A 16,609-nucleotide genomic window follows, 5' to 3' on the forward strand; every position below is an offset into this window, starting at 1 on the left:
AGCGATCGCTCTTTGTAATTTGTAATCCTTCGGTTTATGTTAACCTGAGTTCGATGAACTTCACCCCAACCCCTCTCCAGGATGGAGAGGTGCAGAAAAATCTGTAGTTTTAACCAAAAATCTATGTTTTCAAAGCCTCTCTCCAAGAGGGGGAAAGGTTTGGAGAGGGGTTATTTGAATCCGTCGAACTTACGTTTTGTTACATCAAGAAAAATTTCTGTCCATAGATTAAAATTATCCCTTGATTATGCAACGCCAAAAAATTACTCTCCCAATCCCTATTCCCCACTTCTTTTCAAAAACTAATTTGGTCAGAGCGATAGGTTGGTGGTTCTACATGAATTAAAATCCGCACGGGACTGTATTTTTCTGCCAATTTTTGTTCTACCAACTCGGTGATTTGATGAGCGGTATTGACATCATCGGTATCAACAATTAAATGCATTTCCATAAATACCTGTCTTCCCCTCAGACCCCGGGAAGCAATATCATGGACATTCACCACACCAGGAACCGCGATCACAATTTCATAAATTTCTTCTGGAGGAACGGCCATTTGGTCAACTAACCAAGGTAAATTTTGCCTGATTACATGCCACCCACTCCAAAATACCATCAACGCCACCGGAAATGCGATCGCAATATCTAACCAGCGATACCCCAACCACACCCCAATCAATCCACCAATCACCCCAATTGTCACCCAGACATCACTCATGGTATGGATTGCATCAGCAACCAAAATTGGACTACCAATCCGTTTTCCCACCCACCGCTCATACACAGCCACAAAAATATTCACACCTAGCACAATCAGTAAAATCCATAATTCGGATGGAGATACCTTGACCTGATTTTCCCCAGAAATAATTCTTTCTACAGCACCTTGCAAAATCTCAAAACAAGCTACCCCCAGAAAAGCTGCAATACCTAATGCACCCACAGCTTCAAATTTTCTGTGTCCGTAGGGATGTTCTCGGTCTGGAAACGGAGATGCAAATTGGTTCGTAATTAAACCTAATATATTATTTGCACTATCGGTAACACTATGTAATGCATCAGCAATCAAGGACAAAGAACCCGTCAGCATCCCCACGAATAACTTTAATCCCAGGACGAAAATATTCAGCAGTAAAGTAATAACTAAAACTCTCCGTACAACTGACCGATTATCTTGAAGCATATTTTGATCACATCCAAATTCCCCTGTTTATACTGTAGCTGTTTATATCCGCATTTAATATTGCAATTCCTTACGGGATAAGGCTTTCAAGTTTTAATAAACAAGGTTATTTAGATGGTTTATTGCCAAATATTCTGATTAAAAATCCGCCAAAAAAACCAAATCAAAATACTTCCTTTTCCAGTTATTTAGCAACAAATTATCAGTAAATAGGACTATGAAAGGGAGTGGGGAGTAGTGGTAAAGTTAACCGTTACCCAAGGCTGATGGTGATACCGATAAAAAGGGATTGGGGAGTCGGGAATAGGGAGTGGTGGGAAAGTTAACCTTTGCTCAACGCTGATGGTGATACCGATAAAAAGGGAATGGGGAGTCAGGAATAGGGAGTGGTGGGAAAGTTAACCGTTACCCAACGCTGATGGTGATACCTATAAAAAATGCAAAATCGGCACAATTGAATCTAAAATCCCGATAGGATTAAAATTACTACCCACTCCCTACTCAATACTTTATGGACTCACCCCGATTAACACTCAACCTCGAAAATGGTTCAGTCAGCCTTGCGATTCCTAGCGATGCTGTCAAAGAAATCAAAACCGCTCTCGATGGTTTAATCAACAGCTTAAAGATAATTTCCGCAACCAATACAGGTACAAGCAAAAAACCCTCACCCCAACCAGTTATGGAATATCGCCATGTTTCCGGAGTCTTTTTAGAACTATTTTGCAACCCCAATATTTGGCCCACACCCTTTGCTGCTAAGGTATTATTAACGATTCGTGATCAGCAAATTAAACTGACAACAGAAGCTGAACTTACCCGTGTTGTTGAAGATGTTAACCAGTATTTAGAACAAAATAGCTAGTAGGATTCCCCATGATTGAGGAATAAAACCAACTTACAGAAAATATCAGAGGAAATAGGAGGATAGATACAGAGATATTTTATGGTTGAGGGGGAATAGCTGGTGTGTTGACTTGGGGTGTGGTTAATTTTTCTAACTGCGATCGCAATTCGCTACCCTTGTCTCGACCAATAATTACAACCAAAGTACTTGTATTCCTGTGTTGGGAATTGTAATTGATTTCGATTTTTGCTAGCTTTATCTTGGGAGTACTAGCTGCTCCGGCGATACCAAAAAGAAAGTAGTTGATCAGTGTTTTCTCAACGTTATCAATTTCTATATCCTCGTATACAAAGCTATTGAACTTCTGGGGAGTAATCCGAACCCAGCGACTAGAACCTTCTCCTGCTTCTTGATGAATTAGAAGCCCTTCCTGGTCAACTTGGATTTTACACTCTCCCTGAATTTCTACATTGTTACTATTGAAACTACAGTTTGCAGTTGTTCCCCCACGCTTAGATAAGGGTATCGCCTCAAAATCTTGACATTGGGAGTTTAAAGGAAATGTGGTACATAACTCATGTAAGGTTTGTCCTTTAATTACCGTTGTTGTTGCAGATACACTAACCATCTCAATCGCCAAGAGAGCGATCGCGGAAATAGTCGAAATTACCCCCTTCCTTAGCCAACGTTTTGCCATGATTATTCCTGAAAATACTTATAATTTATACAGCTAAAAAAATCACATCATCCTTTAGGCTCGGAAAGTAGTTATATACCCTCCGAACAATAGGAAGTATAGTTGTCTAAACGCTGAAAAAATAGTAGGAATAATACATTCATCTCTTTCCGAATACTTCTTTTATCCTTCGTTTGTGTATATTCCCTAAAAGGCTGTTGCAAAAGTCATTTTTCATACTTGAATTATCGTTTTTGGGAATGGGAAGAGACGCGACATGTCGTGTCTGTACTCTCGAAGGAAAAATCAGCTTTATAACCCCATGTCCAGAGTAAAGACAATAGTCAAAATAGTGATAACTAATACTTGACAAACATCCTCTAAGCTATTTTCTTGTTTCCCATCCCCCATCCCAACTCCCTATTCCCTTCCTCAAATTGATAAACTAATACAGACAGCTATGGTGGCGATGCGGAATTATTTTCAGCCAAAGATGATTTTATGAAAATTCTCGTTGTTGAAGACGATAACTCGATTGCAGAACTTTTGGCAGAAATTTTGACCAACCAAATTTATGCCGTGGAAATTGTTGCCGACGGAAAATCCGCGTTAGAGTTAATTCAAGCCTATGATTATGATTTAATTATTTTGGATGTCAACTTGCCAGAGCTTGACGGGTTGAGTGTCTGTCGTCAAGTGCGACAATCTGGTAAGCAAATGCCGATTTTGCTACTGACGGGATGTGCAAGCAGTCACGAAAAAGCAATTGGTTTAGATGCAGGTGCGGATGATTATATTGTCAAACCTTTTGAGCAAGAGGAATTAGTCGCCAGAATTCGGGCTTTGTTGCGACGCAGTACCAGTTTAGCCCAACCAATTTTAACATGGGGAGAATTACATTTAGATCCGACTAGCTGCGAAGTCACCTATGCAAAACAGGTTTTATCCCTAACTCCGAAGGAATATGCTTTATTAGAATTATTTTTACGCAATACCCGACGGGTGTTTAGTTGTGGGATGATATTAGAGCATCTCTGGTCCTACGATGATACACCAGGGGAAGAAGCTGTCCGTACCCATATTAAAGGTTTAAGGCAAAAACTCAAAGCCGTTGGTGCTCCAGCAAATTTGATTGAAACCGTTTACGGAATTGGTTATCGCTTAAAACCAGTAGAAAACGAACACCACCAACAAAATACCGAAAAAGCCCAAAATACCAATCTCAACCAGAAAAATGGTAAAGTTGGTCAAGGAGAAGTTGAAAATGCCATATACCAAGAAAGTCACTCCGCGATCGCCCAAATTTGGCAACGTCATCAACCACGGGTACAAGAGCAGTTAGCTGTACTGACACAAACCGTCACTGCTGCTCAAAATCAGCAGCTTTCACCCCAACTGCAAAATACAGCTCGTCAAGAAGCTCATTCCTTAGCGGGTTCCTTGGGGACATTTGGCATCGGCAACGGTTCTATAATTGCTCGACAAATTGAAACAATCCTCCAATCCCACCAAGATTTTAGCACTCAAGAAGTAGCGCATTTAAGTGACTTAGTTGACCAGCTACACCAAGAAATTAACCAACACATCACCTTGACGGACTCCCCTACCTCCAACAGCACTCAGCAGTTGATTGTCATGGTGATCGAAAATCATCATCAACAGCAAACATCCCTAGCAACAACTATCAACACCACTACTTTACAAACAAAATTAGAGCAAGAAATTGCCACAATGGTAGTCAGTGACCTGGAAACAGCACGCAGAGGATTATATCAAAAGCATCCCAATTTAGTAGTTGTAGATAGCACGATTTCCCACAATCAAACTGAATTAGCTAATTTTATCAGCGAATGTGATGCACGTAAACCCTCAGTTCCAGTTGTAATCATTGGTAATCAATCGGAAACAGAAATTTTACTCCATTCAGTCCGCAACAATCGTCATCGCTTCATTGAAACACCGGTTACTCCTGAAAGCTTAAATACAGCGGTTCAAAAGATGCTTCAGCTGACCCTGAGCGCAGAAGCCAAGGTTTTAATCGTTGATGATGATAAAAGTTTGGGTGCAGCAGTCCAAATTTTATTGCAACCTTGGGGTTTAAACGTCACAGTTCTCACCCAAGTTCAACAATTCTGGGAAACATTGGAAACCGTTGCTCCCGATTTGTTAATTTTAGATGTGGAAATGCCAGAAAAAAATGGTATAGAAATTTGTCAAGAAGTTCGCAATCACCCCTATTGGAGCGAATTACCCATTGTTTTTTTGACAGTACATAACGATGCGGCAACTGTCAATCAGGTATTTAGTGCAGGAGCGGATGATTTTGTTTGTAAACCAATTATTGGTCCAGAATTAGTGACAAGAATCATTAATCGTTTAGAAAGGGTTAAAATTTGGAAGAATTTAACAGAAACTGACCCCTTAACAAAACTCGCAAATCGTCATAAAGCTCAACAAGAATTAGCAAAATTAATTAGTTTAAGCCGTCGTTATGGTCATTGTTTATGTTTAGTTGTATTGGATATCGATAACTTTCAGCAAATAAATTTGCAGCAAGGGAAAGAAAGCGGAGATAGAATATTGCGGGAAATTGCTTCCCATTTATTAGCAGAATTTCGTTTAGAAGATGTTGTCAGTCGTTGGGGAGGTGATGAATTTGTCATCGGTTTATACGGTGCAGGTCGGGATGAAGGTTATGCATGTATCATGAAAGCCTTAGCAGGTTTAGAGGAATTAGGAATTACCTTTAGCGGTGGAATTGCCGAATTCCCTGATGACGCACAAACATTAGAAGTACTATATCAAACCGCAAGTAGTGCCATGAAAATTGCCGCAAATTTAGGCGGAAATACCATAATTCGTAATTCTTGAATGATGAATATATTTTAATTAGGACTTGTTGAAAAATCGTCAAGATGCGATATATTGTCTCTCTATATCTTGTCAGCTGTTGAAGATATTTTAGTCGCAAAAAGTGCTTTCCAAATAGGTGTGTAGAAGTTCAAAAACCAGACATCTGTAGTTTTTTAGGTCTTATGAAAAGTGGAATTATTAGCTCAAAACTACTCCCTGTACAGACGACCCGACGGGTTGTCTCTACCCACTCCCTATTCCCTACCCTCGCGAAAAGACTTTTTCCGCCGAATTTACTAGTAAAATATTTCAGTGATCGCGTAATCTATTTTAGGATTTATTTAGGATTTACGTAACCAGCATATTATTTTAAGTTCGTAGTCAAGACTTTAGTCCTCAAAGTCAGCGCAGACAGTGCTAACTACAAATAAAAAATCAGAAGTTTTGTGATCCTTGCGTAAGTCCCATCTACACTATCTCCTGTCCCCTATGCTCAAAATCCTCCATCTTTCCGACATTCATATGGGTAGTGGATTTTCCCACGGACGCATCAACCCGGAAACCGGTTTAAATACCCGTTTAGAAGATTTTGTCCAAACCTTATCCCGTTGTATCGACCGTGCTTTGAGTGAACCCGTTGATTTGGTGCTATTTGGTGGAGATGCGTTTCCGGATGCAACCCCTCCCCCTTACATTCAAGAAGCTTTTGCAAGTCAGTTTCGTCGGCTTGTGGATGCACAAATTCCTACTGTACTATTAGTGGGTAATCATGACCAACATTCCCAAGGACAGGGGGGTGCAAGTTTATGTATTTATCGGACTTTGGGTGTACCTGGTTTTATTGTTGGAGATACCCTGACCACCCATGTGATTCAAACTCGCAATGGTCCGGTGAATGTGATTACCTTACCCTGGTTAACCCGTTCGACTTTGATGACACGACAGGAAAGCGAGGGGATGTCATTGTCGGAGGTCAATCATCTGTTAACGGAACGGTTACAGGTGGTTTTAGAGGGGGAAATTCGTCGTCTCGATCCCCAGATTCCCACTATTCTATTAGCCCATTTAATGGCGGATAATGCCACCCTGGGAGCAGAAAGGTATTTAGCTGTGGGGAAAGGATTTACTTTACCGTTATCGCTATTGACCCGTGACTGTTTTGATTATGTAGCTTTAGGTCATGTCCATCGTCACCAAAATCTAAATAGGCATAATAATCCACCTGTAATTTATCCCGGTAGTATTGAACGGGTTGATTTTAGTGAGGAGAAGGAAGATAAGGGTTATGTGCTAGTTGAAATTGATAATGGTCAGGTCAATTGGGAATTTCACCCTTTACCTGTACGGGTGTTTCGGACTATTGAAGTGGATGTATCGAAACAGGAAGACCCCCAAACGGCCATTTTAAAAGCGATCGCAAAACACGATATCACCGATGCGGTGGTACGGCTAATCTATAAACTTCGCTCGGAACAGTTGGATTTGATTGATACCCCCGCTCTCCACCAAGCTCTCAAATCTGCCCACACCTACACAATTCAACCAGAATTAATCAGTCAATTAGCCCGTCCCCGTGTCCCAGAATTAAGTGCCTACAATAGCATTGACCCTATGGAAGCACTGCAAAAATACTTAAATAATCGTGAAGATTTGAAGGATATTTCCCAATTGATGCTAGAAGCAGCTCAAAATTTAATGTCTACGGCAGATGAGAATTGGGACGAACCTGCAAATAACGACAGCGAAACCTCCCCAGAGGATAGGGATAATCCAGTTGCAGCAATAGACCTACAACTCAAGTTACTGTGATTAGGTTTTGGTGCGAAATCTGCAAAACCCGGATTTTTCTTCACAAACCCTAAAATTTACAGGCATTAGGGAGTGGGAATTCGGGAGTAGTGGGAAAACCAACCCGTTACTCGACGCTTACCGCTCACCTGTGAGAAATGCGGGAAAAGCACATGTAATTTTGCAGTCAACAGTCAACAGTTAACAGTCAACTTAATTAAATGCACCCCAGCAGATCAACACCAAAACCACCCACCATATCTTCCCAGATAGGTAGGAAAAGCCTGATTGTTAGATACTATCGCTTTCCATGTACAACAGCATGAAAGCCATTGTCACTGCGGGGAAAACCAGACCAGTTAAAGGAACCAAAATCGAAGGTAAAAATGACGCTGCCATAATAAATATTCCTATTAAAATCGACAACACAACTCAAACTGAGCTTACTGCACATCCTAGACTTTTGTCGCAAATCCTCAAAATTTTTAATAATTTAATATATTGTTAATATGTAGTGGTATATCTCTTAGTCGCAAGATAACTCCTTCCGTAGTGTACACCGTAGGCGCTGTTGCAGAACAGGTCTACAAAACCTATGGGACAGACCACTACCACTATAAAATGTTTGAATGGGAACACTAACACATCAATTGTCCGATTTCAGCTTTGTTGACAATTAACGGTTAACATGCAATCACCATCGGATATTTGTACAACAAACACTCCCCCATCCAAACATCCTTCCCCGTATTAACCATATCATGACCACTCGTCGTCAATTTTTGCAACTTACAGGAATTTCCAGTCTCGGTATGGTATTAGGGGGTTGTGGAACTCCCATCGGTGAAGATATCGTCGGAACCCTGACAATGCCCCTCAATGAAAAATTGGAAAGTTGGATTTTTCGTCCTCAAAAACTCGTTCCCGAATTTTCCCCTTCCCAAATTGAACCAAAAGCCCTAATTGTCAATACATTTCGCAATACCCCCATCATACCACCCGACGAATATCGCCTCATTATCGATGGAGAAGTCAACCAACCCCTGTCCCTGAAATTAACAGAAATCCAAGCCTTACCCCTCACATCCATGATTATCCGTCATGTGTGTGTGGAAGGGTGGGCTGCCATTGTTCAATGGGGAGGAGTGCGTTTACGAGAACTAATTGCGATCGCCCAACCAAAACCCAGTGTGAAATACGTCTATTTTACCTCAGCTGATGGATATTATTCTAGTTGGGATATTGCTTCGGCTGTCCACCCCCAAACCCTAATGGCATATCAAAAAAATGGTGAACCCCTACCCATAGAAAATGGCGCTCCCCTACGTCTAGCTGCACCCATTAAATTAGGTTATAAGCAAAGTAAATGGGTGACTCGGATTACCCTCGTCAGTCAACTATTTAGATATCGAGGTTACTGGGAAGATATGGGGTATGAGTGGTTTGCTGGGATTTAAGGCTGGAATAAAAACCCTAGCCATTAGCTAGGGGTGTTGAGTAAATATACCAATTCATCCAATGTTTGTTCCAAGTCAAGTTAATAACCCCATCCTACCGCAAGCCCTTCGATTTTGGATTAACTTTTAAGAAACACATTCGGTGGGGTTAGAAATAGGGAGCATTTTTAAATCAAAAGCTTAAGCTTTGTCCATAGGTTTTTCAGTATACGGTCTCGATACTGTTACTTATAGGGAGCATCCCAAATATGTAGTAAAAACATATTTTGTCCGCAGCGAGTGCAAAGAAGCAATCGCAAAATCCATCGCTCAGAATCAGTCTATCGATTGCTGAAGCTCAGACTTCCAATACAATGATTCAGATTATTCTGTCACCGAACGATAAAAACTGAGATGTATCCCCTGCTCGTTAGCATAAATACCAGATTTATGTAATTACACAGGAGACGCGAGTTATTTTTAATTAATACTATATAACTTGATATATCACTTACTGCATCTACCGTGGTGAGTTGAGAAATCGAGCATGAATATCCCCAAAAAATTAGTCATTAAGCAACCAGAAATAGGTAATCTCATTCGTGAATTGCGTCAGCAAACTGGTTTGACTCAAGAACAGTTTGCAGCAGTATTAGGATTCACCTTTCCCACGATTAATCGCTGGGAAAATGGGCGAAATCAACCATCACCTGTTGCAATGAAACAAATAGAAAAAATACTTCAAGATATGGGCGATCGCGGACAAGAGTTACTAACTAAGTATTGACATAGTTAGTTTTAACACACGTTGATCAGGCAATATCAAAATAGAAGATGAACGCTATCAATCAAATGGCTGTCAAAGACAGAGAAAAATTTATTGCTACTTTAGCCCAGCAAGAACAATCTAGTCAGGATATTGTCAAGGAAATCCAACACATTAGCACCGCAGTTCAAGATAATTACCAAAGCGTTAATCAGAATTTCAACGCACATACAGAACATATCACTGAGCAGTTACAGAAAGCAGCAATGACTTTGGATAGCCGTATTACAGCTTTAGAAAATTGCACTCATGAAGTCGCTAGAATTGTGGAATTTCAACGTAGCTTAGAACAGAGCTTACAAAGTTTAGAAAAAACAGCACAATTAGAACGAGTATTGGGTGAAGTGAGGTCAAATTTGGCGCTATTAAGACCAGTGCTAGAACAACTCAACAAACCGCGTCGTATTACCTTAGTTGAAGCAGACGAAAATCACAACTAAATCTATGCCAAGAAGATTATCTACTCGTCCTGCAATTGAAATTTAACTATTCCCCTTTCTGTCAATTTTGGCTTGCACCATAGGTGTACTTATTTTGCTGATTATTGTGTTGATGGCTCAAACATTTAGCAATCAAAAACAAATTACCATTGTTGCTAAAAACGAAAACGGACAGAACCAGAACAAACAGCCCCACTATATAGAATGCCGTAGTGATGGCATTGTTATTTATCCCAGTAAACAATTTGTAGCTTTATCTGAAATCGATAGTTATTCTTCACCATTACAAGTTTTATTACAGGAGGTAAAAGCTAATCGAGATCAACAATATTTGATTGTGGCACTTCGCCCTGATGGAATTAAAGTCTTTGAACAAGTTCGAGAATTAATTGAGTCCAAAGGAATTGATATTGGTTATGAACCGATTAATGAAGGATGGAAGCTGAAGATTGAAACACAACTTTGAATTACAGCTAAATCGCTACATTTAGTTTGAGTTATAAATTTTGGTATTGAAATGAGAAGAAAACGGTCTTTTAAATCTCACCGTCCCCAACAAAATCTAGATTCATTCTTGGATATTTTGACTAATACCGTTGGTGTGTTGATGTTCATTAGCCTTTTTATTACTTTAGTTGCAGTTCAGTCAAGTACTATAGTTCGTACACCTTTAGTCAATCAAAGTGATAAAAGAGCGAATTTCTTTGAAATTCGTGGTAATAGAGTGATTTATTTAGATAATAAATCAGCGACTCAACAAATAGAAGATTTTATTAGTAACTTACCTACTTGTGTTGAACCTAGTTCCAGCTATCTTGATACTTATAGTTATCTTGATGAACTCAGAAGTTATAACAATTGTGTAGCAGAAAAAATACAACAGTTAAAAAATTTTCGAGCCGAAACGAAAAACTATGAAATCGAATTAGTTAATTTAAAATCTATGTCATGGAAGTATAACCCCAAATCAACCACAGGTGGTGAATCAGGAACAGAGTTAGCTCAACCAAATTCAGAGTATCAAAAAATTTTGGCTCAATTAGACTTACAAAAAGATTATCTGGCGTTTCTAGTACGACCTGATAGTTTTTCCACTTTCCGTCAAGCAAGACAAATTGCTTGGAAAGCAGATTTTGATGTCGGCTGGGAACCACAAACACCTGAGAGTGAAATTATCTTTGGTTCTGGAGGTAGAGCAGTAGGAGTACAGTAACAGGTTTTATTTATATCTCAATACAGTTCAGTTAGACTTAAAAGCCTGATTATTGGGGGTAGGTTGGATTGAAGAATGTAGAGACAGTAGCCCTCGTGGAATGCGTTCCCACACGGAGCATAGGGACGAGATAATCACAAAAACTGTGTGAGCTTATGGGTAAATTTCCACAAAATCAACAGTCTATGCAAAGCCTCAACCCAACCTACAGTTATCTTTAACACCAACCGTATTGGTTTATATCTCGGTTAAACAAGCAACTTGACACCCATATCAAGATAGTGTGGAGGAGATGTTCTTATTTTGGAATTTGGAACCTTTGAAAAAAGGAGAACAGGGGAAATAAAGCTAATTACTAACAGCTAAAACCTCCTGTCTCCTGTCTTCTTCCCTTAACCTGCTTGAGCGATCGCTAACTCTTTGTGACTGGATTGATTGACGACAACTTGACCGTTTTCATCGATATCAACCACAGCCCGATCACCGTCGCCAATTTTACCAGCTAACATGGCTTCTGCGAGGGAGTCTTCTAACAATCGCATTAACGCACGACGTAGGGGTCTTGCACCGTAGCTAGGGTCATATCCCTCTTCCACGACTCGCTCCTTAAATCGCTCGGTGACTTCCAGGGTGATGCCTTTTTCTGTCAAGCGACCAGCAATCTCCTTGAGCATAATTTCAGCGATTTGTTTAACTTCGTCTTTTTTGAGTTGGGTAAAGACGATGACATCATCCAAACGATTCAAAAATTCTGGACGGAAGAAGGCTTTTAACTCCTCATTTACCAGGTTGCGAATCCGGTTGTAGCTTGCTTCAGCTTCATCTTCAAACTGGAAGCCAATTCCCCCACCACCTTTTTCAATCACCTTAGAACCAATATTGGAGGTCAAAATAATCAAGGTATTCTTGAAATCAACCTTACGTCCCTTGGAATCCGTCAAATGTCCATCATCCAAGATTTGCAATAACATATTGAAAATATCGGGATGGGCTTTTTCGATTTCGTCAAACAAAATCACTGTGTAGGGACGACGACGCACAGCTTCCGTTAATTGTCCGCCTTCATCGTAACCCACATATCCCGGAGGCGAACCCACCAACTTACTGACGGTGTGACGCTCCATATATTCAGACATGTCTAAACGAATCATCGCTTCTTCGCTACCAAAGAAGTAGGCAGCGAGAGATTTAGCAAGTTCGGTTTTCCCTACCCCAGTTGGTCCAGAGAAAATAAAACTGGCAATTGGACGGTTGGGATTTTTCAATCCGACACGAGCGCGACGAATCGCCTTAGAAACCGCATTCACCGCCAATTCCTGTCCAATCAAGCGCTGATGTAGGGTATCCTCCAGATGCAATAACATCTCCGATTCCGATTCCGTCAACTTGTTGACGGGGACACCAGTCCAAGCGGCGACAATTTGGGCGATATCTTCCTCATCCACACAGGGAGTACTGGTAAAATTTTCTGACTCCGCTTGCAGTTGAGCTTCTAAATCCAATTCGCGATCGCGCAGGGTTGCTGCTTTGTCAAAATCCTGTATCCGCACAGCATTTTCTTTTTCCTTCGCCACCTGGAGCAGCTCGCGCTTAATCTCCCGACTAGCTGCATGTTGAGAATTGCGCAAACGCACCCGACTTCCAGCCTCATCAATCAAGTCAATTGCCTTATCGGGAAGGAAGCGATCGCTAATGTAGCGAGCGGACAATTTCGCCGCCGCAAATAAAGCCTCGTCCGTAATTGTCACCCGGTGATGCTGCTCATAAATTCCCCGCAATCCATAGAGAATCTCAATGGTTTCCTCTACCGATGGTTCTCCCACCATAATCGGCTGGAAACGCCGCTCTAGAGCCGCATCTCGCTCGATATGTTGACGATACTCATCCAGGGTCGTCGCCCCTAAACACTGAATCTCACCCCGCGCTAGGGCTGGTTTGAGAATATTCGCCGCATCCATACCACCTTCGATTCCACCCGCACCCACTAGGGTGTGGATTTCATCGATCACCAGGATGATATTGCCGTGACTGCGAATTTCCTCCAGGATTTTTTTCAGCCGCTCCTCAAAATCTCCCCGAAAACGAGTTCCAGCTACCAATAACCCCATATCCAAGCTGATAACTTGCTTTTCTAAGAGGATTTCCGGCACATCCTGATTTACAATTCGTTGAGCCAAACCTTCGGCGATCGCTGTTTTACCCACACCTGGCTCCCCAATCAATACGGGGTTATTTTTTGTCCGCCGTCCCAGGATTTGTATTGTCCGCTCAATCTCTTTTTCTCTACCCACAACCGGATCGAGTTGCCCCTGTTCAGCTAACTTGGTTAAATTTTTACCAAACTCTTCCAAGGTCGGATTCTGCTGATTGCGACGCGCTGAACCACCCCCTGACTTCGGAGCAACCGTCGCCAAATCCTCTCCCAGACGACGAATCACCATCTTACGAACTTCCTTCATATCAATACCCAAGTTCTGTAAGACTTTTGCGGCAACCCCTTCACCCGATTCCGTTAAACCTAACAGCAAATGCTCGGTACTAATATAATTATTACCCAGCGTTCTCGCTTCCTTAAATGCCTGTTCAAATAGACTTTTTACCTTCGGGGTAAACGGAATTTCCGGTGGCACAAAACCCGAACCGCGACCAATAATTTTTTCAACTTCCCGACGTGCATCCTTGAGGGTGATACCTAAATCGCCCAGCACTTTGGCTGCAACCCCTTGACCTTCTCCAATCAATCCCAGGAGAATCTGTTCGGTGCCGACAAAGTTATGGCCCAGTCGGCGTGCCTCCTCCTGAGCAAGCATGATTACCCGAATGGCTTGGGAAGTGAAGTGTTCAAACATAGCGGGCTTTTGCCTCCCTTGCTGCATTGACCTTAGCTGAGATGAATCGCTCCTCAGCTAAAGTTTTGTGTACTTTCTTTACAATCAATGACAATGTATCTTTATTTAGCAATTAGTGACAGTCGTGAGAGCCGTATGTGCTAAGTTGTGTTTGCCGACTCCTGGGTTACTGAGTAGTTTTGTCGCCAAAGGTTAAAGTATAAATACTGGTGTAGTTTCAATTTTTCTCCTGCTTGTTCGTTTACCAACGAAAATCAAAATGACTCAGGGTTTGAGATAGGTTGATTTTACGTAGTTCGAGTTCCAATATCTGACTGGATAGTACTGTAGAACTATGCCCTAAATTATCTTAAATACTAAACTTACAATAAAACTAGTTGAGTTTCTGTAGCCAAGATTTCCTGTGATAAATTTTAACCCATTGGCCCAAAATAACCACCGTGGCATGAGGCTCAAGGTTCACATGTCCTAAGTTTAATAAAAAAAATTAATAGATTGCTATCATCACGACTATCAATTTTGTATTGTAATACTAAACTTCGTCCATAATCAAAACCCCAGGATTTTTGATGAACAAAGAACAACAACATCCCCAATACAGCCAAGATAGTATAGCCGTGGCCAGTTTATTCCAGGAAGGGCCAACAGACCTAAATTTAGCCGAATTAGCTCGTTTGCGTATCCGTTATCAAGGTTTTCCCGGTGCGCGAGATATTCAAGCGAAGTTGGATCAAATCATGGAAATGTGGGAATTGAACGAAGAAGAGTTATTTCAAAAAACCCGCGCGATTCATGAAGCAGGGGGAATTTATGAAAGTCGTGGAAAAAAAGAAGAACAGGATTGGAGTTGATTGAATGTAGAGACGCGATATATCGCGTCTTTACTATTTTTCCGCAAGCTAACGCGATATATCGCGTCTTGACTATATTTTCTAATTAGACCATCAATAACGATAGGATACGGATATTGACAAATTTACTATTTCCCTTTATGTTTTGCATCCTTAACATCTTCCTCAGAAACCAACTGGGCTGATTTATCCTTTTGCTTCAGGATTTGGGTGAGACGGTTGATGGCTTGTTGGCGTTGTAAATCAGCTTGATGGGGTGTGGGAGCTTGATTAGTACTCAGTTGAAAAGTTGTGGGACTGAGGGGTTTACTACCCAATTTAATTGTTTCCAGGGATTGGGCTAATTGCACTTGCTGTTCAATTTGTTGGGTGGAGGAAACCAAACCACTCAGACCGTTAACTAATTGACGTAGGTTCTGACGGAATTTTGGGTCTCCGGTTAATTCGTCTAAATCAGCAGTAATTTTTTGAGTATTTTCAAAGGTTAATCGGGCAGAATCCAGGGTTTGTTGTAGAAGTAGGGCATTTTTCGGGTCAGTTAGAGATTGACTCGCATTTCGTAAATTTGCTGACGCTTCAGCTGCGTTTGCGGTCAGGGTTTCTAGATTTTGTACCAGTTCACCCTGGGTTAACCGATTCAAAGAGGGTGATAGGGATGTTAAAGTTACTTGTAGCTGTTTGCTGCTGGCTGCGAGATTATTTAATGTGGAGACGAGGGTGGAGCGGTTACTTGCGACCAAACCATCCAAATTATTGACAAGTTTACTTACTTGTGCAGAAGTGGCACGGATTTCGTTGGCGGTTGCACCGAATTGGTTGAGGGTTTGATTGGCAGTAGTGCTTAATCTAACCGTGGAATCACCGAGTTTTTCGGCTGTTTGTCCGACAGTTTTAGCGGTTTGGGAAAAACTATCGAGTTGGGATTGGGTATTAGCAGAAAAACTGTTAAGTTGGGATTGGGCATTGCGGCTAAGGGAACTGAGGTTGCGACTGAGTTCTGCCACATTCGTAGCCGCGATCGCACTTTGTTTAACCAGGTTATTCACATTCTCATAAAATTGCTGATTACTATAGGCTGCGGCGAAATCGGATGTGGTACGTAATACCTCATCCATGCTGACACCGATTTGTCCCCGTAAACGTGCATTTGTACACAAAATAATTTTCTCATTACAGGTACTATCAGTGGGATTACCTGCTTCCTGGATAGCAATTCTCACGTCTGGTTTTCTGGGTAAAATATCCACCACACCCTCACTAATTAACCCCGATTGGTTAGCTTCAATTTTCACATCACGGGGAATCACCAAATCAGGTTGCTCTATTTCCAATTCCACCTCAACCCCATTCGCATTAGTCCGAATTGCGGTAATATTACCCACCTTCACACCACGGTAACGAACGGGAGCGCCTTTTTGCATTCCACCCACGTTATCAAATTCGGCAATAATTCTGTAGGATTGGCGATTAACAGTAAAACGGTTCAGCCAGAGCATAATCATACCAGCTATACCTAATCCAGCCAGCACTAATAGTCCCACACTACCTTCTCGAATTGTCCGCGAAGTTCCTCGCATTGTTAACTAACCTCTTATTCGGATTTTAGATTTTAGATTTGAGATTTTAGATTTGTTGTCACACGATTCC

General features: G+C 41.3%; 14 protein-coding genes. 9 read left to right on the forward strand and 5 right to left on the reverse strand.

The window, feature by feature from the left end; translation table 11 throughout:
- Positions 1 to 295 precede the first annotated feature (295 nt).
- On the reverse strand, positions 296 to 1,183 hold the full coding sequence (locus tag CDC37_RS15315; RefSeq protein ID WP_096622874.1) for a cation diffusion facilitator family transporter: 888 nt from the start codon (positions 1,181 to 1,183) through the stop codon (positions 296 to 298).
- 511 nt (positions 1,184 to 1,694) lie between these two features.
- Between CDC37_RS15315 and CDC37_RS15320 the strand changes: the two genes are divergently transcribed.
- Entirely contained in the window at positions 1,695 to 2,048 is a 354-nt protein-coding gene (locus CDC37_RS15320) for a hypothetical protein (protein ID WP_096622876.1), read from the forward strand.
- A gap of 79 nt (positions 2,049 to 2,127) precedes the next feature.
- Here CDC37_RS15320 and CDC37_RS15325 read toward each other — a convergent pair whose 3' ends face one another.
- Positions 2,128 to 2,727 carry a hypothetical protein gene (locus CDC37_RS15325; RefSeq protein ID WP_096622878.1) on the reverse strand — a complete coding sequence of 200 codons (600 nt, stop codon included), beginning with the start codon at positions 2,725 to 2,727 and terminating at the stop codon, positions 2,128 to 2,130.
- A 480-nt stretch (positions 2,728 to 3,207) separates the two neighbouring features.
- Here CDC37_RS15325 and CDC37_RS15330 point away from each other — a divergent pair, with 480 nt between their 5' ends.
- Both CDC37_RS15330 and sbcD read left to right on the forward strand, forming a co-directional pair.
- Complete coding sequence (locus CDC37_RS15330; RefSeq protein ID WP_096622880.1) at positions 3,208 to 5,577, forward strand: response regulator; 2,370 nt, start codon at positions 3,208 to 3,210, stop codon at positions 5,575 to 5,577.
- A 471-nt stretch (positions 5,578 to 6,048) separates the two neighbouring features.
- Positions 6,049 to 7,368 carry an exonuclease subunit SbcD gene (sbcD, locus tag CDC37_RS15335; protein ID WP_096622882.1) on the forward strand — a complete coding sequence of 440 codons (1,320 nt, stop codon included), beginning with the start codon at positions 6,049 to 6,051 and terminating at the stop codon, positions 7,366 to 7,368.
- A 270-nt stretch (positions 7,369 to 7,638) separates the two neighbouring features.
- Here the strand turns inward: sbcD and psaI are convergent, their stop codons facing one another.
- Positions 7,639 to 7,746, reverse strand: coding sequence for a photosystem I reaction center subunit VIII (gene psaI, locus CDC37_RS15340; RefSeq protein ID WP_096622884.1), 108 nt, complete (start codon positions 7,744 to 7,746; stop codon positions 7,639 to 7,641).
- Between the two features lie 362 nt (positions 7,747 to 8,108).
- On the opposite strand from psaI, the gene CDC37_RS15345 reads away from it, so the two are divergent.
- From CDC37_RS15345 to CDC37_RS15365, 5 genes are all read left to right on the forward strand, one after another.
- Positions 8,109 to 8,804 (forward strand): molybdopterin-dependent oxidoreductase, encoded by a 696-nt coding sequence (locus CDC37_RS15345; RefSeq protein WP_096622886.1) that lies wholly within the window; start codon positions 8,109 to 8,111, stop codon positions 8,802 to 8,804.
- A gap of 526 nt (positions 8,805 to 9,330) precedes the next feature.
- Positions 9,331 to 9,570 carry a helix-turn-helix domain-containing protein gene (locus tag CDC37_RS15350; protein WP_096622888.1) on the forward strand — a complete coding sequence of 80 codons (240 nt, stop codon included), beginning with the start codon at positions 9,331 to 9,333 and terminating at the stop codon, positions 9,568 to 9,570.
- A 47-nt stretch (positions 9,571 to 9,617) separates the two neighbouring features.
- The gene (locus tag CDC37_RS15355; protein WP_197707012.1) at positions 9,618 to 10,049 is read left to right on the forward strand and encodes a hypothetical protein; all 432 of its coding nucleotides are present in this window, start codon (positions 9,618 to 9,620) and stop codon (positions 10,047 to 10,049) included.
- A 112-nt stretch (positions 10,050 to 10,161) separates the two neighbouring features.
- Positions 10,162 to 10,515, forward strand: coding sequence for a hypothetical protein (locus tag CDC37_RS15360; RefSeq protein ID WP_197707013.1), 354 nt, complete (start codon positions 10,162 to 10,164; stop codon positions 10,513 to 10,515).
- Positions 10,516 to 10,566: 51 nt separating this feature from the next.
- Complete coding sequence (locus CDC37_RS15365; protein ID WP_096622890.1) at positions 10,567 to 11,262, forward strand: hypothetical protein; 696 nt, start codon at positions 10,567 to 10,569, stop codon at positions 11,260 to 11,262.
- Between the two features lie 392 nt (positions 11,263 to 11,654).
- Here CDC37_RS15365 and CDC37_RS15370 read toward each other — a convergent pair whose 3' ends face one another.
- Positions 11,655 to 14,111, reverse strand: coding sequence for an ATP-dependent Clp protease ATP-binding subunit (locus CDC37_RS15370; protein WP_096622892.1), 2,457 nt, complete (start codon positions 14,109 to 14,111; stop codon positions 11,655 to 11,657).
- A 569-nt stretch (positions 14,112 to 14,680) separates the two neighbouring features.
- Between CDC37_RS15370 and CDC37_RS15375 the strand changes: the two genes are divergently transcribed.
- Complete coding sequence (locus CDC37_RS15375) at positions 14,681 to 14,962, forward strand: DUF3288 family protein (protein WP_096622894.1); 282 nt, start codon at positions 14,681 to 14,683, stop codon at positions 14,960 to 14,962.
- A 128-nt stretch (positions 14,963 to 15,090) separates the two neighbouring features.
- Here the strand turns inward: CDC37_RS15375 and CDC37_RS15380 are convergent, their stop codons facing one another.
- The gene (locus CDC37_RS15380; protein WP_096622896.1) at positions 15,091 to 16,539 is read right to left on the reverse strand and encodes an MlaD family protein; all 1,449 of its coding nucleotides are present in this window, start codon (positions 16,537 to 16,539) and stop codon (positions 15,091 to 15,093) included.
- Between the last annotated feature and the right edge of the window lie 70 nt (positions 16,540 to 16,609).

Origin of the sequence: Calothrix sp. NIES-3974 (assembly GCF_002368395.1) — a bacterium.
Classification (GTDB): domain Bacteria; phylum Cyanobacteriota; class Cyanobacteriia; order Cyanobacteriales; family Nostocaceae; genus NIES-3974.